The organism is Metabacillus sp. 22489 (assembly GCF_052044855.1).
Taxonomy (GTDB): domain Bacteria; phylum Bacillota; class Bacilli; order Bacillales; family Bacillaceae; genus Metabacillus; species Metabacillus niabensis.
Genome location: NZ_JBQENT010000030.1, coordinates 1 through 24451 on the forward strand (window position 1 = coordinate 1; position 24451 = coordinate 24451).

The window sequence follows — 24451 nt, forward strand, 5'->3', positions numbered from 1 at the left end:
ATCCAATGGTACCTAGCCTAATATGAAGTTCGTGTTCCTCAGACCGGAGGTTTGCCGCCCGCTTCCTTCAGATTCCGCGTCACCACGGACACCCTTGCGTTAAACTAACCACTACTACTACCTTCGTGGCTCGGGACTTGCACCCTATAGACTGTACCCATGCCGGGCGCACAATAAAAAAGACCCTTTCCACATAAGTGAAAAGAGTCTTTGAAACGCCAGTAATTAACGTTTTGAGAATTGAGGTGCACGACGAGCGCCTTTAAAACCGTATTTTTTACGTTCATTTTAGCTATGCAAACTTCCCCTCAGCCAAGGACGAGGGCGATAGGGACCAATTGGGATTTGAATTAGGCTGGTCTTTCCTTGTTGATCTATTTTATAGAGTTTATCGCTCAATTTCGCATCAAATCCAAGAAGCGGGTGCCCTCCCATCCCGAGAGCTGATGCAACCAAAAGCAATCGTTGCACAAGCATGCCTGCTTCCATCTGTTGGATTCGGTAGCCCCTATATCCTAGTTCCTTTTTATAGAATTCCTTGTCACCAACCACATGCAGGCAAAGTGGTACCTGAAGCAAATTCACATTATCCAGAGACATTCCAGTCTGCAAATGGAGTCGATGGTCACCTGGGCATATTTCTCTTAATGAGTGCTCTGTGCTGTCATAATAGTAAGTTCCATTTGAAATACCCTCGACATTATATAAACAGCTGTAGATTGTTACACGCGGGACATTCCTCCTATATGCTTCATCCAAATCATTTCTATATGAAAAAGAAGCCATTGCTTCTTGAAGAAGGGTGGCCAGTTGGTGTTGACTCACTTTCCCCAAAATAAAATCCATATCAGGAGAAAATCGGTTTCCACATGCCTCGGCAAGATCATAAGACAGAGACTTTAGATGAGGCAATGCCACAGTTGAATCCCCACGTTCCGCAATTTCACTCCCCTTAATCACCCGAAATGACCATGTGGAATCCAGCTTAGAAGCTTCGTTCATCGCAGTTATCATCGGACATTCTTTGACACTAAGTGACCGCTCGAAATGTTCTGGTTGAATCGCTGGCAACTCCTGTCTCAATTCCTCCGATATAACATTTCTGTATAGGCCCCTTCCGTTAGTAGACCAGATGGTAGCTTCCACAGATAATGGGATTACACTATATACGCTCTCCTCCTGTTCGGATAGTCCAAGCAGATGATTGATTGCGGAATCAAGAAATTGAAAGTATACACCTGAGGCGAAGCCAAATCGTTTCGCTACCTCCATTAACTGTCCAATTAGCACACCAGCATCCAATCCTTGGAGTCGATAAGCAAAGTTGTTGTATTTAAAGAAATTTTTCCAGAACATTGTTGACACAAAGATAGTACCAAAACACGAGGAGATGTCACACCGATTGCCCAGAGCCCTGGTTAAATAGGAATCGAAATTCCCCTCCCGTAGCAATACCAGACTATGGTGTGCTACATCATAATGGTAGACTCCATCAGGAAGTCCCTTTATCTTCAAATACAAATACAATTCGTTAGGGTACAACGCTCCACCAGAAGGAGCAAACCGCCTATATGACTGCAAAGGGTAGAAATCTTTTTCTTTGGAATCCATTGGAAAGACTGATTGGCTCAATTGAGTAAAACCGAATACGTACCAGAGAAAATGACCGACTCTATTAAGGTCCAAACTTACTGGAGGTTCTCCTCCAGTAAGCGTCAATGGTACTTCCGTGGACAATGGAGCAACCGGTAAACCACGGTAAAGTTTATATGCAAGCGGTGCATCCTCCCAATCCGTTTCCCAGTTCGGCTGATTTGCCTTATCAATATTAAAATGCAGATTGTACAGAAACTCTTCCAGACTCATCTTCTACCTCCTAATCACCGCTTAAGGAAACGGATGCGGATGTGGATTGATTTGTTCTGGTGTCAATGGTTTATTCGTATACCCAAGCTCCATAGGGACTCGGAATACCCTCTCAAGCCCTGTCAGGCGGGTAAGGTGATGCCCGAATGTCATCGGTAGCATCCCCGGAATCAACACTTTTACACAATACAATCCGTTTCGTCTCGTTTCCGGTGTCGTCTGGTCTACTATGATTACATCAAGGTTTAACTGACAGAACACCTTAAGGATGTCTTGCAAATCATCAGTAAGATCCAAGTGATTCGACTTCCACTTAAACTCTTCTTTAAAAGTTCGCATTGGGCCATTATCGTCAAGCAAAAAGCTTAAGCGCTCTTCTGCTTGCGGCAAACCGTACAACATACCGTGGTCATCCATCTGCCGTACCAGGGAAGAATCATGCAGCATTCTTTCATACTCCTCCCGGTTCGCCTCAAATTTTCCATCTAGGTTTAGCATCATGCCAGCAAGCTCATGAACCGCGCTTTTCACCGCCCGTACCGGATCCAGATGAGCTCCGGCCGCACAGATGAGATTCAATCCCTTTCCTTTTCTGTTTTTAGCCATTGCCCAAATACTCGGAATACCATGTTCCATCGTGGAGTTATACAAATACAAATCATACCCAGCGACCGCTCTCATCCGTTCGACCATTAATTCCAACTCCTGGTCGTCAGCTGTAAAAGGATCCAATCGCGGAAGGTTCAGCTTTGCGTACCAGGTCATCAGGAATGAATCACGCTCGACCACCTCCATAATTCCATAGAAAATGGCCTCTTCTAAACTTCCTCCTAGCGCACATCCATTGGACGTTTCATAGATAAAACCTTGTGACCCGCATCCAACACTATAATAGGCAAGTAGCTCTGGTACCAGAATTGGACGCTCTTCTATCAACGAATAACCCCATACCCAATTAATAGAACGGTCAGGATCAAACGATTTAAATGGAAAACCAGGCTGGGCATATTGTTCCTTTGCGTGTACACCTACCCTCAATGGATTGAGAGCTTGATTTTCCAAATTACGAAAACTATCATGGATAACTGTTCGTTTGCCACGTGGCTCTAAACCACAGTGCCGCTCCAATCCCTCTAAAATGGCTGTCAACACACTTTCTTCATATGAATGCGTACGGCCAGCTGTTCCCTCGTCCCCGGCCAACATAGGCAGATTGACACTTGCATCAGCAAATGGGGGCACTAGGTCATACATTTTACTATTCAAAAGGCCAGTACGATTATCCAGGTAGTCTTTAACAATAACCTTCTTCATCTCATCCAACGGACGGCAGCGAAAACTGCTGGAACTGATTTTCGGGCTTGGCTGCAGTGAAATTCGGGCTAATTTCTTTGAATCATCAGGTATTCGGCTACAGAACGGACACAATGGGTTAGGTAGAAAAGAATGCCATGAGCTCTTCAAAGTTTTCAAATCAATTAGATATACCTTACCTTCCGAATAAGCCTGATGACCTCGTAAAAAATTTTGTACCTCTTCCTCAATCAGGTAAGCCATTTGCAAAAGGCCAGTACTTGAAGCCCACGGGTCACGTCCCATTCCTCCAGCCACAGTCAGCCTTTGTTGTACTTCCCACATCTCTGTGCGGTCACGTCCTCCCATGAGACGTCTCATGTCCGCACATTGAGAGCAACCAGCTGCACCTGGGCGTACAAGCGGACCAACTACACCTTCTCCAAAGGAAACGAAGCCTCTGAGCCAGGGAGTACCAGTCTTTCGTAATACTTCTTCCGCCTTTTGATGAAGAGAGGGCTCCCAACCATCATCCAAAAAAAGAGCCAAATCAATATTTTTTGGAACTCCTTCCTCAAAATTGGACTTACGTATAACTAGATGCTGTGCAGACAGTTCTTCGCTTACACGGTCAGCCAGCACCCCTTCTCCGACAATCAACACGAAGGAACTCAATGTGAATCCTCCTCTCGCAGCAAAACACCAAACACTCCGTCTAGTTGCTCTTTAAAAATAGGTTCAATCTCTAATTCGAATATTAAGACCCGTTTTCCATTCCGTTTCAATATTTCCATGGCCCCTTGTAGAATGTCGACTTCAATCCTCTCTTCACACACAGGAATGTTAAGACTAACCGGCATCTTCTCTTCCAAAAGTACGGATGTTAGTCCACAGGCTAGCTCATTAGAAATATCCGATTTGTTTAGCACTTTCATAAGCGCATACTGCAATGCCTTCCGTAACGCCATTGTTATATTAAAATCAACACTGCCATACCATCCATCTTTCGTACCTACCCATACGACAGGTAAACCGAATACTTCCTTTCCTGTTCCGATAATTGGTGCGCCCTGCATCGTAGTCAGTGCCTTTAAATAGAACCGACATCTCTCGTCTTCTATAAAATTCAACTGTACTTGAGAAACAGAATAGTTCTGATTAAGTAATTGCTTGCTAAGCTCCTCTGCCAAACACTTTTGCAACCCACGGCCAACAGCCTCCACAAACGATTCACCAGCCCCAACTCCTACAATTTCATCAGGTACCACTAAACCTCCATCCACATTTTTATCTAATGGCAGGGTATTAACAATCAGACTGACCATTCGCGAAGCATACATTTCAATCCCAGTTAAGCCTGCTTCTCTTCGCGCTTCCTCATGAGTCAAACCTGAACAGACAATGTCTTGCATCAACTCAGCTGGTCCCTCCGATAAAGGGTCGACTGCCTGAATGCGGCACTGAGCTAACGGAAGCTGCTTTAAATCTTCCTCCTCCCAAATATGGAAGATTCCCGATTCCGCTGATGTTAACTTGTTGAAATAAAGAAGTAATTTACTTGGCTCCACTTTCTCTAAGCCTACTTGGAGACGGTTTTCTACATCTTCAACCCATTCAGCAGATATACTGTTTGTTACTAGTGGATGAGGCAAAATCGAATGCCAGTTTCCCTCCAAAGTGATCAAATCCAGAAGAAACATCCTATTCTTCTGTTCCAATCCCAAGACTCCTGTAAACTCTTTAAACAATTCAAATACAATAACATTGGCTAACAACGATCCTGGAGTAGCAGAGAAGGCAGGGAATTCCTCGTTTTTATTGATAACAGAATGATGCAAACGACGCCATGCTGTCTCCCAACACACCTCGGAATCTGGTCGAACTAATGGACCTGCTAAACCTACCTGTTGTAGGCATATTGCAGGAAGAAACATTTTCTTCTCTTCCCTGCAAGCCGTATGGAGTTTTCTAAGTTCTTCCAGTTCCCCCTTCTGACTTACATATACAATTGAGTCAAAAGGCCTCACTATTTCTTGCCAACTTTCTTTCTTTTGCACAACCTCCTTATAGTCAACCTCTGGATCTATTTTTCGTGCATGTTCCACGATTTCTTTTAACCTCTTTCTATTAGTCGGAACCTCGTCTGTGATTAGCACATGGACCTCAGTTAAACCGGATTCAATCAACGAAGAAACCAATGAATTTAAAATAGGGCCAGAGCCCACTGCCAGCACCTTAGCCTGACGAAAAACTTGAAAACGAGCCGCCCCAGAACCAACTAAATTGTCCACAAATTCAATTTGTGATGCATACTTTCTAAGATGATAATCCGACAATTGATCTGGAAGATCCTGGCTTAAATCTCGAACATATCCATTCGCATACAGCACCTTCGCAATTTCATATACCCGATTCCGGTATAGGTCAGGCAATCCATTAGTCAAATATCCTAACGTATGTTCCCCATTGAACATCGGTAACAACTTTTCAACCCACTGATCGATCCCACTTCCTTCTATACGGAATGAACTTAAGTTGTTTCGAAAATACACACCTCTGTTTGGTTCAGGGAGATAAAACGTATCCCTTTTTACTTTCAGACGCATCGAAGGGTTCAAATTTTCCATCTCTCTCCTCCTTACCCTTTGTGTCCATAAATGTTCAATATCACTGTCACTACCATCGTATGTACAGCAATTTGTCCGTTATGTCTTATCTCATTTGAGAAGACCCCCTGCAGCAATGCAGGGGGCCTTCTCAAATAGAACACTAAACGATTAACTAACTTAGTAGCTGCCTCCACCTCCGCAGCGACCGCCACCTCCGCAACGGCCACCTCCTCCGCATCTGGAGCAATTTGAGCAACGAAAACAACTAAAGCAGTTAAAGCAGTTAAAGCATCTAAAGCAGTTAAAACAGTTAAAACAGTTAAAACAGCTAAAACAACTAAAGCACCGACCAAAACCAAATCCCAAACCAGTGAATTGTCGATCCTCATCAGTATAATACTGATGAGGATCCCAAGGGACTGCCTGAGTCGCATGGAAATCGCCAACATTCAACATTTGAAGTTCATTTTGGAAATTATTCACTTTCTTTTCCTCCTCAAACAAATTAACAAAGGGTGCAGCAACTTAAAACGGAAACATCAAAGTTAAATCAAAAAGAACTGTATTCTAGGGTTGAAACATTGATTAAATACTTCGAATACTCCTCAACAAATTATGTAGAGTAGATGGGTAATGTTACTGATACAAGAGCCCAATTTACCTAAACTAGAAAAACAGGAAAATCCTGTTATTGAGTAGAAAATGTGCTTTCCCATTTATCCGAATTAAAATTCACTGACAAATCAACATCTTTTTTGTTTGTTTAATTTGGATACGCTATAAATATTAATAGTGTCAATAATTGCTGTCTCGATAGTATGTTCACCGTATATCTGAGCGCTAGAGTAACGAATACTAACCCATACCCTTAAAAAGCAAACCACTTCAAAATTCCAAAATTATATCAAGCTATAATTAGCTGTCAAATGTGGTCAAAAGCACGTTTAAACATAAAAAAGACCCTTTCCACATAAGTGAAAAGAGCCTTTGAAACGCCAGTAATTAACGTTTTGAGAACTGAGGTGCACGACGAGCGCCTTTAAGACCGTATTTTTTACGTTCTTTCATACGAGCGTCACGAGTTAATAAACCTGCACGTTTAAGTGATGCACGGTATTCTGGATCTGCTTCTAATAAAGCACGAGAGATACCGTGACGGATAGCGCCTGCTTGGCCTGCATATCCACCACCTGAAACATTTACAAGAACATCGTAGCTACCTGCAGTTTCAGTTAAGTTTAATGGTTGTTTAATATCTTCGATTAAAGCAGCTGATGGGATGTAATCTTTTACATCGCGATTATTTACAACGATACGGCCTTCGCCTGGTACTAAACGTACACGTGCTACAGAGCTTTTACGACGACCAGTACCGTAATATTGAACCTGTGCCAAATTAATAACCTCCTTTAATATTATCCGCGAAGTTCGTAAACTTCTGGTTGTTGTGCTTGGTGTGGATGTTCGCTACCAGCATATACGTGTAATTTTTTCGCCATTTGACGTCCTAATGAACCTTTTGGAAGCATACCTTTGATTGCTAATTCAAGCATTTTTTCAGGATAGTTTGTGCGCATTTCCAAAGCAGTTCTAGTTTTTAAACCACCTGGGTACATACTATGACGGTAATAAATTTTGTCAGTTAATTTTTTACCTGTTAATTCAATTTTCTCAGCATTGATGATGATTACGTGATCACCAGTGTCAACGTGTGGTGTATATGTTGGTTTATGCTTACCACGTAAGATAGATGCGATTTCACTTGAAAGACGACCTAAAGTCTTGCCAGCTGCATCTACTACGTACCATTTACGTTCGATATTTCCAGCGTTTGCCATAAACGTTGTACGCATGATATTCCCTCCTAAATTGATAACTATTTTTTATGGTTCCTATTCTATTTCATAACACGATAAGTTTCCGGGGCTTATACGTGGGGTTGAAATACATACCATCAAATATAATATAACGTATAACCTATAATGTCAAGAAAATGTTACACCTGGTTTAGTTGTCATAGTAAACTTTCCATAAATATAATCCATGCCCCGGAACAGTCTTTCCGCTTAAGCTTCTGTCACGTCCTTCAATGATTGAAGGAATACTATCAGGGTCAGTTAAACCTTGTCCAACATTTAGCAAAGTACCAACTAAAATTCTTACCATATTATACAAAAAACCATTTCCTTTAAAACAAAAAATAATGTCAGTGCCTTCCTCTATTACTTGAATCGAATAGATGGTTCTCACTTTATCTTCGACTTCTGTTTTAGCCGCACAGAAGCTTGTAAAATCATGTGTACCACATAAATGCGTACATGCCCGCCTAATGGCCGTTAAATCCAGTCTAAATGGAAAATGATAGCTGTAATTTCTTTTGAATACATCGATTATTTCTCTTTGACTAATGATATATCGGTATTCTTTTGCAGTTGTATCATATCTTGCATGAAAGTCACTTGGAACATATTTTGCTTCCTGAAGTACAATATCTTCTGGTAGATAGCGATTGAGTGCATATGGCCATTTTTCCTCTGGAATGTTCATCTTTGTATCAAAATGGAAAACTTGCCCAACAGCATGCACTCCAGCATCTGTTCTTCCAGAAGCATAGATTTTAACATTTTGCCCCTTATGAAGCTTTGTCAAAGCCGATTCAATTTCCTGTTGAACTGTTCTTTTCATCGGTTGAATTTGATAGCCATGAAACTGAGTGCCGTCATAAGAAACAATACATTTTATTCTCATCATCTGCTCCTATGTCCGTAAATAAAATAAACATATTCCTAAAGCAAGAAGGGCTATTAATAATATCGTGTCTTTGTAGCCCCATTTCAACAGCCTTAGCTTTGTTCTTCCTTCTCCACCTCTATAACCCCTTGCCTCCATCGCCGTAGCGAGCTCCTCAGCACGTTTAAACGCACTTATAAAGAGAGGGACTAGCAACGGGACAACTGCCTTTATACGGTCCTTTATTGGGCCGCTAGTAAAATCTACTCCCCTGGCCATCTGTGCCTTTAATATTTTATCCGTTTCTTCTAATAACGTTGGAATAAACCTTAACGAAATTGACATCATTAGAGCTAGCTCATGTACCGGGAACTTCAGCTTCTTTAATGGAGCTAGTAAACTTTCCATTCCATCTGTAATTTCAATCGGTGTTGTTGTTAACGTCAATATCGTTGTCATCACGATTAAATACAAAAAACGGAGAGATATAAAAAACCCTTGCTTAAGCCCTTCCTCATGTAGACGGAAAAAACCTAAATCTAGCAATACTCTCCCTTCCTTTGTCACAAGAATATGCAAAATAAAAGTAAACAGGATAATCCATAATACCGGCTTTAGACCTCTTAGCAAAAACCGGAAAGGCAGCTTCGTTAAAAGAACAATAATGATTGTAAAAAGACCGAGACATAAATAAGTAATAAAGTTATTTGCTAGGAAGACAATAAAAACAAAAAGAAAAATCATTAGCAGCTTTGAACGGGGGTCCTGTTTGTGAATAACAGAATTCCCAGGGACATATTTTCCAATGATAATGCTATCCATCATAAAGGTCCACCTTCCTTCAAAGAGGCCTTTATTTGCGTAACAATATCATCCATTGTGAGGGCGGTATCTCTAATTGCCATTCCCTTTTCAATTAACTTATGCTGGAACTTCACAGTTTCTGGTAGGTCGAGACCTAATGAGATTAATTTATCTGCCTTCTGAAATATTTCCTTCGGCGTTCCCTTCATCTCAATCGTCCCTTTATGCATAACGATAATTTCATCAGAGTATGTTGCCGCATCCTCCATACTATGTGTTACGAGGATAATGGTTAAGTGATGTTCCTTGTAAAGACGATAGAATAATTCCATCATCTCTTTTCTCCCTTTTGGATCCAATCCAGCAGTTGGTTCATCTAAAACAAGAACTTCTGGTCCCATCGCTAGCACGCCGGCAATAGCAACCCTGCGCATTTGCCCTCCACTTAAGTCAAAGGGGGATTTTTTAAGGATCGCTTCAGGTAATCCAACTAGCTCTAATGTTTCTCTAGCTTTTGCTAGCGCTTCTTCATCACTCATACCAAAATTCATTGGTCCGAAGGCAATATCCTTTTCAACCGTTTCCTCAAAAAGCTGATGCTCAGGAAATTGAAAAACTATCCCGACTAGACTCCTAACAACCTTTAGCTGCTTTTGCTTCTTACCAGCCTCAATCAAATAGTCTCCTATCTGAATTGATCCCTTTGTAGGCTTTAGCAGTCCATTTAAATGCTGAAGAATCGTTGACTTCCCTGATCCTGTATGTCCGATGATCGATAGATATGTTCCCTTTTTCACTGTTAAATTCACATCGTAAAGAGCTAATCTTTCAAAAGGAGTTCTAGCTTGGTAGCGATGTTCTAGATCTTTGATCGTAATGTCCATAACTCATTCACCAAGCCTTCCTCTGTAAGATGATGTTTTTGAATTGGAATGCCAGCCTCTTTTAGTTTTTTACTTAACTGAAAAGGGAAAGGTAAATCTAGTCCAATTTCTACAAGTTTGTCATCCAAAAGAAAGACTTCTTCAGGTGTTCCTTCTACAAACTTTTTTCCACCGTTCATCACAATGATTCTGTCAGCCTTTGATGCCTCTTCTAAATCGTGTGTAATTGATATGACCGTTAATGAGCTTTGATTCTTTAACTCACGAACAGTTTCAATCACTTCATTTCTACCTATAGGATCTAACATCGAAGTTGCTTCATCTAAAATAATGATAGTAGGTTGGACAGCTAGAACACCCGCAATTGCTACCCTTTGTTTTTGACCCCCTGAAAGATGATGTGGTTCTCGATCGAGGAAACCATCCATTTTAACCCTTTTCGTCGCCCATTCAATCCGTCTAATCATTTCTTCACGCGGAATTGCATTATTCTCAAGTCCAAAAGCAACATCATCTTTTACTGTTGATCCAACAAACTGATTATCTGGGTTTTGAAAAACCATTCCGACCTGCTTTCGAATGTCCCATATCGTCTCTTCTGAAAGCTGGATGCCACATACATGAACACTACCGGTACTCGGAATATATAATCCATTTAAAATCCGAGCTAAGGTTGATTTACCAGAACCATTATGTCCAACAATGGCTAGCCATTCACCTTGTTTCACCTGAAATGATACATTGCTTAATGCGGGAGTTGCTTCCTGATGATAATGAAATGTTACATCTTTCACATCTATGATTGTTTGACCCATCGCTCGTCTCTCCTAGTCTCCAATTAAAAAAGCATGAGCGCCTTTGCTTTGTAACGATTTAGAAAGAAGGACAATCCATATGAGATTGTAAACATATCCAAAACCCGTTTAGTCTCATAAAGGATTGTGAAGTTACTAGTCACTAGGGCGCTATAGCTAGACACCTCTAAAGTTGTTAGCGCCTTTCTCAGCGACGTAAAAATAAGAGCAATCCATGATATAGGAAACACGAAGATCTTAAGTGATTCGCTGCTCGCTTATCGTAAAGAGGATTGTGAAGTTTATTAGTCGCTTGGCGCTATAATGAAGACACTTTATTAATTCACAACAAAGCACCTATAAAAAAAGGGCATTGAACCAGTTTAACAACTGTCACGCCCTTGAGAGTAAAAAATGTAAATTAAACTAATTCAATGATAACCATTGGAGCACCGTCTCCACGACGTGGTCCAAGTTTCATGATACGAGTATATCCGCCTTGACGCTCTTCATAGCGTGGAGCGATATCACTGAATAGCTTTTCTAAAGCATATTTAGGTTTATCTTTTTCCTTACCTTCTTCAGTTGTAACAGTTACAACCTCTGCAACTTCATTACGTACATAAGAAGCTGCTTGACGGCGAGCATGAAGATCTCCGCGCTTTCCTAAAGTGATCATCTTTTCAACAACTGAACGTAATTCTTTAGCACGAGCTTCAGTTGTTTCAATACGCTCACTGATGATTAAATCAGTAGTTAAATCACGAAGCATCGCTTTACGTTGAGCACTTGTACGGCCTAATTTTCTGTATGACATCAGATGTCCCCTCCTTCGTTCTTAATGTATGTTTTTATTGTTTCTACTAAGAAACAAATTGTCTATTGAAACATACGAAAACGCTAGTTAACTTTCTAACTAGTCGTCTTTTCGAAGACCTAATCCTAGTTCTTCTAGCTTTGCCTTAACTTCTTCAAGAGATTTACGACCTAAATTACGAACCTTCATCATATCTTCCTCTGTTTTATGAGCAAGCTCTTGTACAGTATTAATACCAGCACGTTTTAAACAGTTATAGGAACGAACAGATAAGTCTAATTCTTCAATCGTCATCTCAAGAACTTTTTCTTTTTGATCCTCTTCTTTTTCCACCATAATTTCTGCATTTTGAGCCTCATCAGTAAGACCAACAAAAATATTTAAGTGTTCAGTAAGGATCTTTGAACCTAAAGCGATCGCCTCTTTTGGTCCAGTGCTACCATCAGTCCAGACATCAAGCGTTAATTTATCATAATTAGCAACTTGACCTACACGTGTTTTTTCTACTTGGTAGGAAACACGTGAAACAGGAGTGTAAATCGAATCAATTGGAATGACACCAATTGGCTGATCTTCTCTCTTGTTTGAATCAGCTGGAGTGTATCCACGTCCACGCTTAGCTGTTAGTCTCATTCTAAAGCTAGCATCTGATGCAAGAGTTGCGATATGAAGATCTGGATTTAAAATTTCCACATCACTATCATGAGTAATATCCGATGCGGTTACACTACCTTCGCCTTGAACATCAATTTCAAGCGTCTTTTCTTCATCTGAATAGATTTTAAGAGCAAGTTTTTTAATGTTTAAGATAATCGAAGTAACATCTTCAACAACACCTTCGATCGTTGAAAACTCATGAAGTACGCCATCTATTTGGATCGATGTTACAGCGGCACCAGGGAGTGAGGATAAAAGAATACGACGTAAGGAGTTACCCAAAGTTGTACCATATCCACGCTCAAGTGGCTCGACGACGAATTTACCGTATTTGGCATCATCGCTGATTTCAACCGTTTCGATTTTTGGTTTTTCAATTTCTATCATCTATAAACCCTCCTTCAAAACGTCGAAACCCCGGCTAGACTAACATGTTAAAATGTCTAACCGAAATTCCCCATTCAAAAGTTCCCGAATGTGCACAACAACAAAGTGATTCTGTTAGAACTTATATACTGTATCATAACCCATTATTGACAGGGATACAAAATCTATACAGAAAATTTATACACGACGACGTTTTGGTGGACGGCATCCGTTATGAGGAACTGGTGTAACGTCTCTAATTGCAGTTACTTCTAAACCTGCAGCTTGTAATGAACGAATTGCAGCTTCACGACCAGCACCTGGTCCTTTAACTGTAACCTCAAGAGTTTTTAAACCATGTTCCATAGATGCTTTTGCCGCTGTTTCAGCAGCCATTTGTGCAGCGAAAGGAGTAGATTTACGAGAACCTCTAAAGCCTAACGCACCTGCACTTGACCATGAAATTGCATTACCATGAGTGTCAGTAATTGTAACAATCGTGTTGTTAAAAGTTGAACGAATATGAGCAACTCCACTCTCAATATTCTTTTTCACACGACGTTTACGAGTGTTTGTTTTACGTGCCATTATTGGTTAACCTCCTTTACCTTATTTCTTCTTGTTTGCTACAGTACGACGTGGTCCTTTACGTGTACGAGCATTGTTTTTCGTATTTTGTCCACGAACTGGTAATCCACGACGGTGGCGGATACCACGGAATGAACCAATTTCAATTAGACGCTTAATGTTAAGTGAAACTTCACGACGAAGATCCCCTTCAACTTTAAGCTTATCGATTACATCACGAATTTTTCCTAATTCTTCTTCAGTTAAATCACGTACACGAGTATCTTCAGAAACTCCAGCTTCAGCTAAAACTTTTTGAGCAGTAGAACGTCCAATACCAAAAATATATGTTAAAGAAATCACAACACGTTTGTCGCGAGGAATATCAACACCTGCAATACGAGCCATTAAGCTTGCACCTCCTTAATAATTAACCTTGTTTTTGCTTATGTTTAGGATTCTCACAAATAACCATGACTTTGCCTTTTCTGCGAATGACTTTACATTTCTCACAAATCGGTTTAACAGATGGTCTGACTTTCATGATTCTAATACCTCCTTAATAGTACGGAGTGCTAATTATTTAAAACGGTAAGTTATTCTACCACGTGTTAAATCATATGGAGATAATTCTACCGTTACTTTGTCTCCAGGTAAAATACGAATGAAATGCATGCGAATCTTTCCAGATACATGCGCCAAAACCGTATGACCGTTCTCAAGTTCTACCTTGAACATTGCATTAGGCAATGTTTCAACGACAGTTCCTTCAACTTCAATTACATCGTCTTTCGCCATTGAACTGTTCTCCCTTCTCAAAATCAGTAACTTGCTCATTGACAATTATGAAAACTACATCTCATTTTGTCGCACGACCTGTTTCCATTATACTGTTCTGAACTTCCGGAGATACTTAGGATAAAAAATCTAGATGATGAACATTCTTCTTACTGGAGAGATTGAAATGACGCCCATTCTCCTTCAGTATTTAAACGAAATGTCATCCGAAATTTCCCATCAATATTACATAAGTCTTTGTTTAGAACATTTGACTAATGTATGGAATCGAATTAGGTTCGTTCAAGCAATGTCACCTTCAATTAGGCTTTTGTTAGGATTTCATAGCCTGTTTCGGTAATAGCGATAGTATGTTCAAAATGAGCACACATTTTCCCATCAACCGTAACAACTGTCCAATTATCAGCCAATGTCTTAACATAACGGGTACCCGCATTTACCATAGGTTCAATCGCTAATACCATTCCGGGCTTTAGCCTTGGGCCTTTATTAGGTGGACCATAATGAGGAATTTGCGGATCTTCATGTAATTCTTGACCTACGCCGTGACCGACATACTCTCTAACGACAGAAAACTGATGTTCTTCAACATAAGTTTGGATCGCATGAGAAATATTTGAAAGTCTATCACCTGGCTTCGCTTCTTTAAGACCTCTATATAAAGACTCTTCTGTTACCTCTAAAAGTCTTCTCGTCTCATCAGATATGTTGCCAACTGCATAAGTCCAAGCAGAATCTCCATGATAACCATTATACTTTGCACCGATATCGATGCTAATTATATCTCCTTCACGCAATACACGATCTCCAGGTATTCCATGAACGAGTTCTTCATTTACAGAAGTACAAATACTCCCGCGGAAACCATTATACCCTTTAAAGGACGGAATTGCATCATATCCACGGATAAACTTTTCAGCTATGGAATCCAATTCTTTTGTTGTTATACCAGGTTGTATGAACTTTTGCAACTCTTGATGTGTCAGAGCAACGATTCGACCAGCTTCTCGCATAATTTCGAGTTCACGCTGAGTCTTACAAACGATCATGCACTAATCCTCCAAGCAGCTGATTAACGTCAACAAACACATTATTAATATCTTGTTCACCATTAATATTTCTTAAATAACCTTTTTCGTTATAAAAGTTCAATAAAGGTTCGGTTTGTTTAAGGTTAACCTCTAAACGATTTGCAACCGTTTCTTCATTGTCATCGGCACGTTGATAAAGCTCACCACCACATTTATCACACTTGCCTTCATTAGCAGGTGGGTTAAATACTAGATGATAAGTAGCACCACATGATTTACAGATGCGGCGACCCGTTAAACGCTCCATTAAGATATCTTTATTTACATCGATGTTAATTACGTAATCAATCTGTTTGTTAAGCTCTGCTAGAATTCCCTCAAGCGCTTCAGCTTGAGCAACAGTTCTTGGAAACCCATCAAGAAGAAAACCTTTTTGGCAATCATTCTTCCCTAAACGTTCACGAACGATACCTATAGTTACTTCATCTGGTACAAGTTCACCTTTATCAATAAAAGATTTTGCTTGTAAACCTAGTTCTGTTTCTTCTTTCATAGCAGCTCTGAACATATCTCCTGTTGAGATATGAGGGATGTCGTACTTTTCGACAATACGTTCAGCCTGAGTACCCTTTCCAGCACCTGGAAGGCCCATCAATACTAAATTCACTTGTATTTCCCCCTCAGTCTCTGTTTAAAGGGCATGGGAAGCAGCTCCCATATCCCCATTATTTAATAAAACCTTTATAATGTCTCTTCACTAACTGACTTTCTAGTTGTTTCATCGTTTCAAGGGCAACCCCTACTACGATTAACAAGCTAGTTCCACCAATTTGTGCAGAATCAGGTAAGTTAGCAAATTTAATGAAGAAAACAGGAAGAACAGCTATTGCTGCTAAGAAAATAGAACCAACAAAAGTAAGACGATATAATACCTTTGTAACGTATTCCTGCGTGCTTTTTCCCGGACGAATACCAGGTATATAGCCACCTTGTTTCTTCAAGTTATCAGCCATTTGCTCAGGATTAACTTGAACAAATGTGTAGAAATATGCAAATGCAATAATTAACGCAATGTAGATAATCATACCGATTGGTTGAGTATAATCAAAGATTTTTTGAATCCATTCCGTTACATCATTAGGACCGAAAAACGAAGCAATCGTTGGAGGTGTAATGACGAACGACACAGCAAAGATTACAGGAATAACGCCAGCAGGGTTAACCTTTAATGGTAGATGAGTCGTTTGACCACCAGCCATATTGTTACCAGTACGCTTAGCGTATTGAATTGGAATCTTACGTAGTGCTTGTTGGATAAAAATAACCCCTACTACTACTGCTAATATTGCTAATACAAGGATAACAACGGTAATTATACGAATAAACAATTGATCCCCTGCATTTTCGAATTGTTGTGCATATATTTGATTCAATGTAGATGGGATACCCGCGACAATCCCTGCAAAGATAAGAACGGAAATACCATTCCCAACACCTTTAGAGGTAATTTGCTCCCCTAACCACATTAAAAATGCTGTTCCAGCTGTTAATACAATCGCAATTAACAAGTATGTGCCGATTCCGGGATTCTCAATTAAGGCACCGCCTGACTGAGCATTAAACCCATAGGACATACCTAACGCCTGGATAAAACCTAATATTATCGTAAAATATCTTGTAAATTGAGCAAGCTTGCGTCGCCCAACATCACCTTGTTTAGACCATTCAGTGAATTTCGGAACAACATCCATTTGAAGAAGTTGAACGATAATTGATGCAGTGATATATGGCATAATCCCCATCGCTAGGATTGAGAAATTAAATAATGCACCGCCACCGAATGTGTTTAAGATTCCGAATACATTTAGTTCATCCTGTGCTTTAAGCACTTCTGCATTAACATTCGGCACAGGAATGAACGTCCCAATACGAAATACTACTAACATTAAAAGGGTGAATATAATTTTATTTCTAATATCACCCACGCGCATAAAATTGGAGATTGTTTTTAACATTAGATCACCTCAGCTGTACCGCCAGCATTTTCAATAGCTTCTTTAGCTGAAGCAGAGAATTTGTTAGCTTTTACAGTAAGTTTTTTCTCTAACTGTCCGTTACCTAGGATTTTCACACCAGATTTTACATTGCTAACAATACCTGTTTCAAGTAATAATTCTGGAGTAACCTCAGTACCTTCTTCAAAGCGATTAAGAGTCTCAAGGTTAACAATTGCGTAATCCTTACGGTTGATGTTTGTAAATCCACGTTTTGGTAAACGACGGAACAAAGGAGTTTGACCACCTTCGAATCCTGGACGTACTCCACCACCAGAACGAGCGTTTTGTCCTTTATGACCTTTACCAGCTGTTTTACCGTTACCAGATCCTGTACCACGTCCAACACGATTACGAGTTTTACGTGATCCTTCTGCTGGTTTCAACTCATGAAGTTTCATCGGGACACCTCCTTATTTATTGTTGTATCTATTATTGTTCTTTTACTGTAACTAAGTGAGACACTTTATTAATCATACCGCGAATCGCAGGATTATCATCTTGTACTACAGTTTGATGTAACTTTTTAAGTCCAAGTGTTCTAACAGTAACACGTTGATCCTCAGGACGACCAATCACACTGCGAGTGAGGGTAATTTCTAACTTATTCGCCATTTTAGTTCCCTCCTTATCCTAACAGTTCTTCTACCGTTTTTCCACGTAACTTTGCAACATCTTCAGCACTCTTTAAGTCTTTCAAACCAGAAATAGTAGCACGAATCATATTAATTGGAGTGTTTGAACCTAAAGATTTAGATAGGATATCAGCAACACCTGCTAATTCTAATACCGCACGAACAGGTCCTCCTGCGATAACTCCTGTACCTTCGGATGCTGGTTTTAAAAGAATATTTCCTGCTCCAAATTGTCCGATAACTTGGTGAGGAATTGTAGTCCCTACCATTGGTACTTCGATAAGGTTTTTCTTTGCATCTTCAATTGCTTTACGAATCGCTTCTGGTACCTCTTGTGCTTTACCAGTACCGAAACCTACGTGACCGTTTTTATCACCAACAACAACAAGTGCTGCAAAGCGGAAACGACGACCACCTTTAACAACCTTCGCTACGCGGTTAACGGTAACTACGCGTTCTTCAAGCTCTAATTTGTTTGGATCAATACGACGCATTCTTTATGTCCCTCCTTTTGCGATTAAAATTCAAGTCCAGCTTCGCGAGCTGCATCAGCTAGAGCTTTAATACGACCATGATATAAATATCCTCCACGATCAAAAACGACTGATTTAACACCTTTTTCAATAGCACGTTTAGCAACTAATTCGCCAACTTTTTGTGCAGCTTCGACATTGCTTTTTGCATCAAGATCAAAATCTTTATCTAAAGTAGAAGCACTTACTAAAGTTACAGAGTTAGTATCATCAATTACTTGTGCATAAATATGTTGATTTGAACGATATACGTTAAGACGTGGACGAGTAGCAGTACCTGTTAATTTCGCACGTACACGCGCATGTCTTTTTTTACGTACAGCATTTTTATCAGCTTTAGTAATCATTTAGGTCACTCCTTTCTTATCATCTAGGCGATATTACTTCGCAGTTTTACCTTCTTTACGACGTACATGTTCGCCTTCATAGCGAATACCTTTACCTTTGTAAGGTTCTGGTGGACGAACGTCACGAATGTTAGCTGCAATAGCACCTACACGCTCTTTATCAGTACCTTTAACAAGAACTTTTGTTTGAGATGGTACTTCGATTTCAATACCAGCCTCAGGTGTGATTTCAACAGGGTGTGAGTAACCAACATTAAGAACTAGTTTATTTCCAGATTTAGAAGCACGGTAACCGACACCGATTAGTTCTAATCCTCTTTCAAAACCTTTAGAAACGCCTTCTACCATATTACCTAGTAGACTACGTGTAGTACCGTGAAGAGCACGGTGTTCTTTAACATCAGAAGGACGACTTACAGTTAAGACGTTATCTTCTAAAGAGATTTTAATATCAGAGTTGAATGTACGAGTTAATTCACCTTTAGGTCCTTTTACTGTTACCGTATTATCATCAGCGATTGTAACTGTAACACCAGCAGGAATTTCTAGTGGCTTTTTACCAATACGAGACATTCAATACACCTCCATTCTTTTTGAACTTTTTACCAAACGTATGCTAATACTTCTCCACCAGTTTGTTTTGCACGAGCTTCTTTATCAGTCAAAACACCTTGAGAAGTTGAAACAATTGCAATTCCTAATCCGTTAAGTACACGTGGTACTTCATCAGCTTTTGCATATACACGTAAACCTGGCTTACTGATTCTTTTAAGACCAGTGATTACACGCTCATTGTTTGATCCGTATTTCAAGAAAATACGAATGATACCTTGTTTGTTATCTTCTACATATTCAACATCACGAACGAAACCTTCACGCTTTAAAATTTCAGCAATTTCTTTCTTAATTTTAGAAGCAGGGAACTCAAGCTTCTCGTGACGTACCATGTTCGCATTACGAATGCGAGTAAGCATATCTGCAATAGGATCTGTCATAACCATCTAAAATAACCTCCTTCCCGTTTTACGGTTTTACCAGCTAGCTTTTTTCACGCCTGGAATTTGACCTTTATAAGCAAGTTCACGGAAACAAATACGGCAAAGCTTAAATTTGCGTAGTACAGAATGTGGACGTCCGCAACGCTCACAACGAGTGTACTCTTGTACTTTGAACTTTTGAGTGCGTTTTTGCTTCGCAATCATTGATTTTTTAGCCACAATTTCGCCTCCCTTTACTTAGCGATTATTTTTGGAACGGCATACCGAACTGTGTTAATAGTTCGCGTGCTTCTTCATCAGTATTCGCAGTTGTTACGATAACGATATCCATACCACGAACCTTGTTAACTTTATCATAATCAATCTCAGGGAAAATTAATTGCTCTTTAACACCTAAAGTGTAGTTACCACGACCGTCAAATGATTTCTTAGAAACCCCACGGAAGTCACGTACACGTGGTAAAGAAACAGAAATTAATTTGTCTAAGAATTGGTACATACGCTCACCGCGTAATGTAACTTTTGCACCGATAGGCATTCCTTCACGAAGACGGAAACCAGCGATAGATTTTTTAGCTTTTGTAATAACTGGTTTTTGACCAGTGATTTGAGCTAATTCTTCAACAGCAACATCCAATGCTTTTGAGTTTGAAACTGCATCACCAACACCCATGTTGATAACGATTTTTTCAATTTTTGGAGCTTGCATTACTGATTTGTAAGAAAACTTACTCATTAATGCAGGTGTAATTTCTTTTTGATACTTTTCTTTAAGGCGGTTCATACCACAGACCTCCCTTCCTTATTTACTATTTATCTAAAGTTTCACCAGATTTTTTTGCTACACGTACCTTTTTACCGTCTACCACTTTATAACCAACGCGAGTCGGCTCACCAGATTTAGGGTCAAGTGGCATAACATTTGATACATGGATAGGTGCCTCTTGGTTTAAGATTCCACCTTGTGGATTAGCTTGAGAAGGTTTTGAATGTTTTTTCACAACATTAACTCCCTCAACAAGTACGCGATCTTTTTTCGGATAAGCAGCAAGTACAACGCCTTGTTTACCTTTATCCTTACCAGAGATAACCATTACTTTGTCACCTTTTTTAACATGCATCCTAGTTGCACCTCCTTAGTAAGGCAATCGAATTTATTATAATACTTCCGGAGCTAAAGAAACGATTTTCATGAAGTTGTTTTCACGTAATTCACGTGCAACAGGTCCGAAAATACGAGTTCCACGAGGGCTCTTGTCATCACGGATGATAACACATGCATTTTCATCAAATTTGATATATGAACCGTCTGAACGACGTGCACCACTCTTTGTACGAACGATAACCGCTTTTACAACTTCACCTTTTTTGACAACGCCACCTGGTGTTGCTTGTTTTACCGTACAAACAATCACATCACCGATATTAGCAGTTTTACGACCAGAACCACCTAATACTTTGATTGTAAGAACTTCACGAGCACCAGAGTTGTCAGCAACTTTTAAACGAGATTCTTGTTGGATCACTTATGTTACCTCCCTTCGGAATTAACTATCCGAACAAATTAAATGATAATAGCTTCTTCTACTACTTCTACTAGACGGAAACGTTTAGTAGCTGATAATGGACGAGTTTCCATGATTTTAACGATATCACCAATTTTAGCTTGGTTGTTTTCATCATGCGCTTTAAACTTTTTAGAGTATTTTACTCGTTTACCGTATAGCGAGTGTGTTTTGTAAGTTTCTACAAGAACAGTAATTGTCTTATCCATTTTGTCAGAAACAACACGACCAGTATACACTTTACGTTGGTTACGTTCACTCATTTTCGTAAACCTCCTCTCTTATTAACGATTATTAGCTGCGATCTCTCTTTCACGGATAACAGTTTTCATACGAGCGATCGATTTACGTACTTCACGGATGCGAGCAGTATTTTCTAATTGTCCTGTCGCTAGTTGAAAGCGAAGGTTAAATAACTCTTCTTTAAGAGACTTTACTTTTTGTTCAATTTCAGCAGTGGTAAGGTCACGAATTTCATTAGCTTTCAATAGATTCACCACCAATTTCTTCACGTTTTACGAATTTCGTTTTAATCGGTAATTTATGAGAAGCTAAGCGAAGTGCTTCACGCGCTACTTCTTCAGAAACACCAGAAATTTCGAATAATACTTTACCTGGCTTAACAACTGCTACCCAACCTTCTGGAGCACCTTTACCAGATCCCATACGAACCTCAAGAGGTTTTGCTGTATATGGTTTAGAAGGGAAGATTTTAATCCAAACTTTACCGCCACGTTTCATATAACGTGTCATCGCAATACGAGCAGCCTCGATTTGACGGTTAGTAATCCAAGAAGCTTCTAATGCTTGAATACCGAATTCACCGAAGTGTACTTCAGTACCGCCTTTCGCACGACCACGCATTTTTCCACGATGTTCTCTGCGATACTTTACGCGTTTTGGCAATAACATATTATTTTCCTCCTTCCTCAGTTTTCTTCTTAGTAGGAAGAACCTCTCCACGATAGATCCAAACTTTAACACCTAATTTACCATAAGTTGTATCAGCTTCAGCTGTTCCATAATCAATGTCAGCACGAAGAGTGTGAAGTGGAACTGTTCCTTCGCTATAATGCTCCGCACGTGCGATATCTGCTCCACCTAAACGACCAGATACTTGAGTTTTAATACCTTGTGCACCAGCGCGCATTGCACGTTGAATAGTTTGTTTTTGAGCACGACGGAAAGAAATACGGTTTTCTAATTGACGTGCAATGTTTTCAGCAACTAATTTAGCATCTAAATCAGCTTTTTTGATTTCTAAAATGTTGATGTGGACGCGTTTGCCAGTTAATTGGTTCAACGCTTTACGTAATGCTTCAACTTCCGTACCACCTTTACCAATAACCATACCAGGTTTTGCAGTGTGGATTGTAATGTTTACACGGTTTGCAGCACGCTCGATCTCAATTTTAGAAACAGATGCATCATTAAGACGTTTGCTAATGTATTCACGAATTTTAATATCTTCATGTAAAAGAGTTGAGTAGTCTTTACCAGCGAACCATTTAGACTCCCAATCACGAATAACTCCAATACGAAGACCGACTGGATTTACCTTTTGACCCACGGATTATCCCTCCTTCTTTTCTGTTAAGATGATTGTGATGTGGCTAGTACGTTTGTTAATAGCACTTGCACGACCTTGAGCACGTGGACGGAAACGTTTTAGAGTTGGACCTTCATTTGCATAAGCTTCAGATACAACTAAGCTATTAATGTCCATTTCATAGTTATGTTCAGCGTTTGCCACTGCTGATTTTAATACTTTTTCAATGATTGGAGAAGCAGCTTTTGGAGTATGGTTTAAAATTGCTACTGCTTCGCCTACTTGCTTACCTCGAATAAGATCTAAAACTAAACGAGCTTTACGAGGAGCAATGCGAACTGTTTTAGCGACAGCTTTAGATTGTTGCATATAAATGCCTCCTCTCATTAACGTCTTGTTTTCTTGTCATCACTTGCATGACCTTTGTACGTACGTGTAGGTGCAAACTCACCAAGTTTGTGACCTACCATGTCCTCAGTTACATATACAGGAACATGTTTACGTCCATCATAAACAGCGATAGTGTGACCAATGAATTGCGGGAAAATTGTAGAACGGCGAGACCAAGTTTTAATCACTTGTTTCTTATCCGCTTCATTTAACTTTTCAACTTTACTCATTAAATGTTCATCCACGAATGGTCCTTTTTTTAAGCTACGGCCCATGATTGTACCTCCCTTCGCGATCGTGCTACGGTTCGAAAGAACCGTAGTTCAATCACGTTATTTTTTACGACGACGTACGATAAACTTATCTGATTTATTTGATTTCTTACGAGTCTTAGCTCCAAGAGTTGGTTTACCCCATGGTGACATTGGTGATTTACGTCCGATAGGAGCGCGACCTTCACCACCACCGTGTGGATGGTCATTAGGGTTCATTACAGATCCACGAACAGTTGGGCGTTTACCTAACCAACGAGAACGACCTGCTTTACCAATATTAATAAGTTCGTGTTGTTCGTTACCAACTTGACCGATAGTTGCACGGCAAGTAGCAAGAATCATACGTACTTCACCAGAATTTAAACGTACAAGTACATATTTACCTTCTTTACCTAATACTTGAGCAGATGTACCTGCAGAACGAACTAATTGTCCGCCTTTACCTGGTTTTAACTCAATGTTATGCACAACAGTACCAACTGGGATGTTTTGTAGTGGAAGTGCATTCCCTACTTTAATATCAGCGTCTGGACCAGACATGATTTCTAATCCTACAGTTAAGTTCTTTGGTGCAAGGATATATCTTTTCTCACCATCAACATAGTTGATTAATGCGATGTTAGCTGAACGATTTGGATCGTACTCGATTGTAGCAACGCGTCCTGGTATTCCATCTTTGTTGCGTTTAAAATCGATCACACGATATTGGCGCTTATGTCCGCCGCCTTGGTGACGAACCGTTAATTTACCTTGGTTATTACGTCCACCTTTACTGTGTAGAGGTGCAAGTAACGATTTTTCTGGTTTGTCAGTCGTAATTTCAGCAAAATCAGAAACAGTCATATTACGACGACCATTTGAGGTTGGTTTATATTTTTTAATCGCCATA

General features: G+C 39.9%; 36 protein-coding genes and 1 pseudogene. All 37 read right to left on the reverse strand.

Annotation, left to right across the window (positions count from 1 at the left end; genetic code table 11):
* Positions 1-225 precede the first annotated feature (225 nt).
* A pseudogene (gene rpsI, locus ACTJJ9_RS16635) lies at positions 226-285 on the reverse strand (30S ribosomal protein S9); the annotation flags it as partial.
* A gap of 3 nt (positions 286-288) precedes the next feature.
* Positions 289-1866, reverse strand: a complete 1578-nt coding sequence (locus ACTJJ9_RS16640) for a SagB family peptide dehydrogenase (RefSeq protein ID WP_145582365.1) — start codon at positions 1864-1866, stop codon at positions 289-291.
* Positions 1867-1887: 21 nt separating this feature from the next.
* Positions 1888-3834 carry a TOMM precursor leader peptide-binding protein gene (locus ACTJJ9_RS16645; RefSeq protein ID WP_145582366.1) on the reverse strand — a complete coding sequence of 649 codons (1947 nt, stop codon included), beginning with the start codon at positions 3832-3834 and terminating at the stop codon, positions 1888-1890.
* Positions 3831-5786: a putative thiazole-containing bacteriocin maturation protein gene (locus ACTJJ9_RS16650; RefSeq protein WP_145582367.1), complete on the reverse strand. Its 1956-nt coding sequence runs from the start codon at positions 5784-5786 to the stop codon at positions 3831-3833. The genes ACTJJ9_RS16645 and ACTJJ9_RS16650 overlap by 4 nt, the downstream gene beginning before the upstream one ends.
* A gap of 159 nt (positions 5787-5945) precedes the next feature.
* Entirely contained in the window at positions 5946-6224 is a 279-nt protein-coding gene (locus ACTJJ9_RS16655; RefSeq protein WP_440768772.1) for a heterocycloanthracin/sonorensin family bacteriocin, read from the reverse strand.
* A 546-nt stretch (positions 6225-6770) separates the two neighbouring features.
* Positions 6771-7163: a 30S ribosomal protein S9 gene (gene rpsI, locus ACTJJ9_RS16660; protein WP_095301384.1), complete on the reverse strand. Its 393-nt coding sequence runs from the start codon at positions 7161-7163 to the stop codon at positions 6771-6773.
* A gap of 20 nt (positions 7164-7183) precedes the next feature.
* On the reverse strand, positions 7184-7621 hold the full coding sequence (gene rplM / locus ACTJJ9_RS16665; protein ID WP_095301383.1) for a 50S ribosomal protein L13: 438 nt from the start codon (positions 7619-7621) through the stop codon (positions 7184-7186).
* Positions 7622-7775: 154 nt separating this feature from the next.
* The gene (gene truA, locus ACTJJ9_RS16670; RefSeq protein ID WP_095301382.1) at positions 7776-8519 is read right to left on the reverse strand and encodes a tRNA pseudouridine(38-40) synthase TruA; all 744 of its coding nucleotides are present in this window, start codon (positions 8517-8519) and stop codon (positions 7776-7778) included.
* Between the two features lie 6 nt (positions 8520-8525).
* Positions 8526-9323, reverse strand: coding sequence for an energy-coupling factor transporter transmembrane component T family protein (locus tag ACTJJ9_RS16675; RefSeq protein ID WP_095301381.1), 798 nt, complete (start codon positions 9321-9323; stop codon positions 8526-8528).
* Positions 9320-10186, reverse strand: coding sequence for an energy-coupling factor ABC transporter ATP-binding protein (locus tag ACTJJ9_RS16680; protein WP_145582369.1), 867 nt, complete (start codon positions 10184-10186; stop codon positions 9320-9322). Before ACTJJ9_RS16680 ends, ACTJJ9_RS16675 begins: the two co-directional genes overlap by 4 nt.
* Positions 10162-11001, reverse strand: a complete 840-nt coding sequence (locus ACTJJ9_RS16685) for an energy-coupling factor ABC transporter ATP-binding protein (protein WP_145582370.1) — start codon at positions 10999-11001, stop codon at positions 10162-10164. Before ACTJJ9_RS16685 ends, ACTJJ9_RS16680 begins: the two co-directional genes overlap by 25 nt.
* Before the next feature lie 400 nt (positions 11002-11401).
* On the reverse strand, positions 11402-11797 hold the full coding sequence (gene rplQ, locus ACTJJ9_RS16690) for a 50S ribosomal protein L17 (protein WP_095301378.1): 396 nt from the start codon (positions 11795-11797) through the stop codon (positions 11402-11404).
* Between the two features lie 99 nt (positions 11798-11896).
* On the reverse strand, positions 11897-12841 hold the full coding sequence (locus ACTJJ9_RS16695) for a DNA-directed RNA polymerase subunit alpha (protein ID WP_072581439.1): 945 nt from the start codon (positions 12839-12841) through the stop codon (positions 11897-11899).
* 177 nt (positions 12842-13018) lie between these two features.
* Positions 13019-13408 (reverse strand): 30S ribosomal protein S11, encoded by a 390-nt coding sequence (gene rpsK / locus ACTJJ9_RS16700; protein WP_095301377.1) that lies wholly within the window; start codon positions 13406-13408, stop codon positions 13019-13021.
* A gap of 21 nt (positions 13409-13429) precedes the next feature.
* Positions 13430-13795, reverse strand: coding sequence for a 30S ribosomal protein S13 (gene rpsM, locus ACTJJ9_RS16705; protein ID WP_026561242.1), 366 nt, complete (start codon positions 13793-13795; stop codon positions 13430-13432).
* A gap of 22 nt (positions 13796-13817) precedes the next feature.
* On the reverse strand, positions 13818-13931 hold the full coding sequence (gene rpmJ, locus ACTJJ9_RS16710; RefSeq protein ID WP_003156543.1) for a 50S ribosomal protein L36: 114 nt from the start codon (positions 13929-13931) through the stop codon (positions 13818-13820).
* Positions 13932-13966: 35 nt separating this feature from the next.
* Entirely contained in the window at positions 13967-14185 is a 219-nt protein-coding gene (gene infA, locus ACTJJ9_RS16715; RefSeq protein WP_003348578.1) for a translation initiation factor IF-1, read from the reverse strand.
* 302 nt (positions 14186-14487) lie between these two features.
* Positions 14488-15234 carry a type I methionyl aminopeptidase gene (gene map / locus ACTJJ9_RS16720; protein WP_095301376.1) on the reverse strand — a complete coding sequence of 249 codons (747 nt, stop codon included), beginning with the start codon at positions 15232-15234 and terminating at the stop codon, positions 14488-14490.
* Positions 15221-15883 carry an adenylate kinase gene (locus tag ACTJJ9_RS16725; RefSeq protein ID WP_145582371.1) on the reverse strand — a complete coding sequence of 221 codons (663 nt, stop codon included), beginning with the start codon at positions 15881-15883 and terminating at the stop codon, positions 15221-15223. Before ACTJJ9_RS16725 ends, map begins: the two co-directional genes overlap by 14 nt.
* Positions 15884-15941: 58 nt before the next feature.
* Positions 15942-17231, reverse strand: coding sequence for a preprotein translocase subunit SecY (secY, locus tag ACTJJ9_RS16730; protein ID WP_145582372.1), 1290 nt, complete (start codon positions 17229-17231; stop codon positions 15942-15944).
* Positions 17231-17671: a 50S ribosomal protein L15 gene (gene rplO / locus ACTJJ9_RS16735; protein WP_095301373.1), complete on the reverse strand. Its 441-nt coding sequence runs from the start codon at positions 17669-17671 to the stop codon at positions 17231-17233. Before rplO ends, secY begins: the two co-directional genes overlap by 1 nt.
* A gap of 31 nt (positions 17672-17702) precedes the next feature.
* Positions 17703-17885, reverse strand: a complete 183-nt coding sequence (gene rpmD / locus ACTJJ9_RS16740) for a 50S ribosomal protein L30 (protein WP_095301372.1) — start codon at positions 17883-17885, stop codon at positions 17703-17705.
* A gap of 13 nt (positions 17886-17898) precedes the next feature.
* Positions 17899-18399, reverse strand: a complete 501-nt coding sequence (rpsE, locus tag ACTJJ9_RS16745) for a 30S ribosomal protein S5 (protein ID WP_095301371.1) — start codon at positions 18397-18399, stop codon at positions 17899-17901.
* 23 nt (positions 18400-18422) lie between these two features.
* Positions 18423-18785, reverse strand: a complete 363-nt coding sequence (gene rplR / locus ACTJJ9_RS16750; protein ID WP_095301370.1) for a 50S ribosomal protein L18 — start codon at positions 18783-18785, stop codon at positions 18423-18425.
* Positions 18786-18818: 33 nt separating this feature from the next.
* Complete coding sequence (gene rplF, locus ACTJJ9_RS16755; RefSeq protein ID WP_095301369.1) at positions 18819-19358, reverse strand: 50S ribosomal protein L6; 540 nt, start codon at positions 19356-19358, stop codon at positions 18819-18821.
* 29 nt (positions 19359-19387) lie between these two features.
* Positions 19388-19786, reverse strand: a complete 399-nt coding sequence (gene rpsH / locus ACTJJ9_RS16760) for a 30S ribosomal protein S8 (protein ID WP_095301368.1) — start codon at positions 19784-19786, stop codon at positions 19388-19390.
* A 30-nt stretch (positions 19787-19816) separates the two neighbouring features.
* Positions 19817-20002: a 30S ribosomal protein S14 gene (gene rpsN / locus ACTJJ9_RS16765; RefSeq protein WP_010285078.1), complete on the reverse strand. Its 186-nt coding sequence runs from the start codon at positions 20000-20002 to the stop codon at positions 19817-19819.
* A 25-nt stretch (positions 20003-20027) separates the two neighbouring features.
* The gene (gene rplE / locus ACTJJ9_RS16770; RefSeq protein WP_095301367.1) at positions 20028-20567 is read right to left on the reverse strand and encodes a 50S ribosomal protein L5; all 540 of its coding nucleotides are present in this window, start codon (positions 20565-20567) and stop codon (positions 20028-20030) included.
* A 25-nt stretch (positions 20568-20592) separates the two neighbouring features.
* Positions 20593-20904, reverse strand: a complete 312-nt coding sequence (gene rplX / locus ACTJJ9_RS16775; RefSeq protein ID WP_095301366.1) for a 50S ribosomal protein L24 — start codon at positions 20902-20904, stop codon at positions 20593-20595.
* A 36-nt stretch (positions 20905-20940) separates the two neighbouring features.
* On the reverse strand, positions 20941-21309 hold the full coding sequence (gene rplN / locus ACTJJ9_RS16780; RefSeq protein ID WP_095301365.1) for a 50S ribosomal protein L14: 369 nt from the start codon (positions 21307-21309) through the stop codon (positions 20941-20943).
* 38 nt (positions 21310-21347) lie between these two features.
* Positions 21348-21611 carry a 30S ribosomal protein S17 gene (gene rpsQ / locus ACTJJ9_RS16785; protein ID WP_095301364.1) on the reverse strand — a complete coding sequence of 88 codons (264 nt, stop codon included), beginning with the start codon at positions 21609-21611 and terminating at the stop codon, positions 21348-21350.
* A gap of 21 nt (positions 21612-21632) precedes the next feature.
* Positions 21633-21836, reverse strand: a complete 204-nt coding sequence (gene rpmC, locus ACTJJ9_RS16790; RefSeq protein WP_095301363.1) for a 50S ribosomal protein L29 — start codon at positions 21834-21836, stop codon at positions 21633-21635.
* Complete coding sequence (gene rplP / locus ACTJJ9_RS16795; RefSeq protein WP_440768770.1) at positions 21826-22260, reverse strand: 50S ribosomal protein L16; 435 nt, start codon at positions 22258-22260, stop codon at positions 21826-21828. The genes rpmC and rplP overlap by 11 nt, the downstream gene beginning before the upstream one ends.
* 1 nt (position 22261) lies before the next feature.
* Positions 22262-22918, reverse strand: a complete 657-nt coding sequence (gene rpsC / locus ACTJJ9_RS16800; RefSeq protein ID WP_095301362.1) for a 30S ribosomal protein S3 — start codon at positions 22916-22918, stop codon at positions 22262-22264.
* A gap of 3 nt (positions 22919-22921) precedes the next feature.
* Positions 22922-23266, reverse strand: a complete 345-nt coding sequence (gene rplV, locus ACTJJ9_RS16805) for a 50S ribosomal protein L22 (RefSeq protein WP_095301361.1) — start codon at positions 23264-23266, stop codon at positions 22922-22924.
* A 17-nt stretch (positions 23267-23283) separates the two neighbouring features.
* Positions 23284-23562: a 30S ribosomal protein S19 gene (gene rpsS / locus ACTJJ9_RS16810; RefSeq protein WP_095301360.1), complete on the reverse strand. Its 279-nt coding sequence runs from the start codon at positions 23560-23562 to the stop codon at positions 23284-23286.
* A 57-nt stretch (positions 23563-23619) separates the two neighbouring features.
* Positions 23620-24450: a 50S ribosomal protein L2 gene (rplB, locus tag ACTJJ9_RS16815; protein ID WP_095301359.1), complete on the reverse strand. Its 831-nt coding sequence runs from the start codon at positions 24448-24450 to the stop codon at positions 23620-23622.
* Between the last annotated feature and the right edge of the window lies 1 nt (position 24451).

Bases quoted from the DNA above. Each gene is read 5' to 3' on its own strand.
- ACTJJ9_RS16640 (WP_145582365.1), bottom strand. From the start codon at position 1,866: ATGAGTCTGGAAGAGTTTCTGTACAATCTGCATTTTAATATTGATAAG.
- ACTJJ9_RS16650 (WP_145582367.1), bottom strand. From the start codon at position 5,786: ATGGAAAATTTGAACCCTTCGATGCGTCTGAAAGTAAAAAGGGATACG.
- ACTJJ9_RS16655 (WP_440768772.1), bottom strand. From the start codon at position 6,224: ATGTTGAATGTTGGCGATTTCCATGCGACTCAGGCAGTCCCTTGGGAT.
- rplM (WP_095301383.1), bottom strand. From the start codon at position 7,621: ATGCGTACAACGTTTATGGCAAACGCTGGAAATATCGAACGTAAATGG.
- truA (WP_095301382.1), bottom strand. From the start codon at position 8,519: ATGATGAGAATAAAATGTATTGTTTCTTATGACGGCACTCAGTTTCAT.
- ACTJJ9_RS16675 (WP_095301381.1), bottom strand. From the start codon at position 9,323: ATGATGGATAGCATTATCATTGGAAAATATGTCCCTGGGAATTCTGTT.
- ACTJJ9_RS16680 (WP_145582369.1), bottom strand. From the start codon at position 10,186: ATGGACATTACGATCAAAGATCTAGAACATCGCTACCAAGCTAGAACT.
- ACTJJ9_RS16685 (WP_145582370.1), bottom strand. From the start codon at position 11,001: ATGGGTCAAACAATCATAGATGTGAAAGATGTAACATTTCATTATCAT.
- rplQ (WP_095301378.1), bottom strand. From the start codon at position 11,797: ATGTCATACAGAAAATTAGGCCGTACAAGTGCTCAACGTAAAGCGATG.
- ACTJJ9_RS16695 (WP_072581439.1), bottom strand. From the start codon at position 12,841: ATGATAGAAATTGAAAAACCAAAAATCGAAACGGTTGAAATCAGCGAT.
- rpsK (WP_095301377.1), bottom strand. From the start codon at position 13,408: ATGGCACGTAAAACAAACACTCGTAAACGTCGTGTGAAAAAGAATATT.
- rpsM (WP_026561242.1), bottom strand. From the start codon at position 13,795: ATGGCTCGTATTGCAGGTGTTGATATTCCTCGCGACAAACGTGTTGTG.
- rpmJ (WP_003156543.1), bottom strand. From the start codon at position 13,931: ATGAAAGTCAGACCATCTGTTAAACCGATTTGTGAGAAATGTAAAGTC.
- infA (WP_003348578.1), bottom strand. From the start codon at position 14,185: ATGGCGAAAGACGATGTAATTGAAGTTGAAGGAACTGTCGTTGAAACA.
- map (WP_095301376.1), bottom strand. From the start codon at position 15,234: ATGATCGTTTGTAAGACTCAGCGTGAACTCGAAATTATGCGAGAAGCT.
- secY (WP_145582372.1), bottom strand. From the start codon at position 17,231: ATGTTAAAAACAATCTCCAATTTTATGCGCGTGGGTGATATTAGAAAT.
- rplO (WP_095301373.1), bottom strand. From the start codon at position 17,671: ATGAAACTTCATGAGTTGAAACCAGCAGAAGGATCACGTAAAACTCGT.
- rpmD (WP_095301372.1), bottom strand. From the start codon at position 17,885: ATGGCGAATAAGTTAGAAATTACCCTCACTCGCAGTGTGATTGGTCGT.
- rpsE (WP_095301371.1), bottom strand. From the start codon at position 18,399: ATGCGTCGTATTGATCCAAACAAATTAGAGCTTGAAGAACGCGTAGTT.
- rplR (WP_095301370.1), bottom strand. From the start codon at position 18,785: ATGATTACTAAAGCTGATAAAAATGCTGTACGTAAAAAAAGACATGCG.
- rplF (WP_095301369.1), bottom strand. From the start codon at position 19,358: ATGTCTCGTATTGGTAAAAAGCCACTAGAAATTCCTGCTGGTGTTACA.
- rpsH (WP_095301368.1), bottom strand. From the start codon at position 19,786: ATGGTTATGACAGATCCTATTGCAGATATGCTTACTCGCATTCGTAAT.
- rplE (WP_095301367.1), bottom strand. From the start codon at position 20,567: ATGAACCGCCTTAAAGAAAAGTATCAAAAAGAAATTACACCTGCATTA.
- rplX (WP_095301366.1), bottom strand. From the start codon at position 20,904: ATGCATGTTAAAAAAGGTGACAAAGTAATGGTTATCTCTGGTAAGGAT.
- rpsQ (WP_095301364.1), bottom strand. From the start codon at position 21,611: ATGAGTGAACGTAACCAACGTAAAGTGTATACTGGTCGTGTTGTTTCT.
- rplP (WP_440768770.1), bottom strand. From the start codon at position 22,260: ATGTTATTGCCAAAACGCGTAAAGTATCGCAGAGAACATCGTGGAAAA.
- rplV (WP_095301361.1), bottom strand. From the start codon at position 23,266: ATGCAACAATCTAAAGCTGTCGCTAAAACAGTTCGCATTGCTCCTCGT.
- rpsS (WP_095301360.1), bottom strand. From the start codon at position 23,562: ATGGGCCGTAGCTTAAAAAAAGGACCATTCGTGGATGAACATTTAATG.
- rplB (WP_095301359.1), bottom strand. From the start codon at position 24,450: ATGGCGATTAAAAAATATAAACCAACCTCAAATGGTCGTCGTAATATG.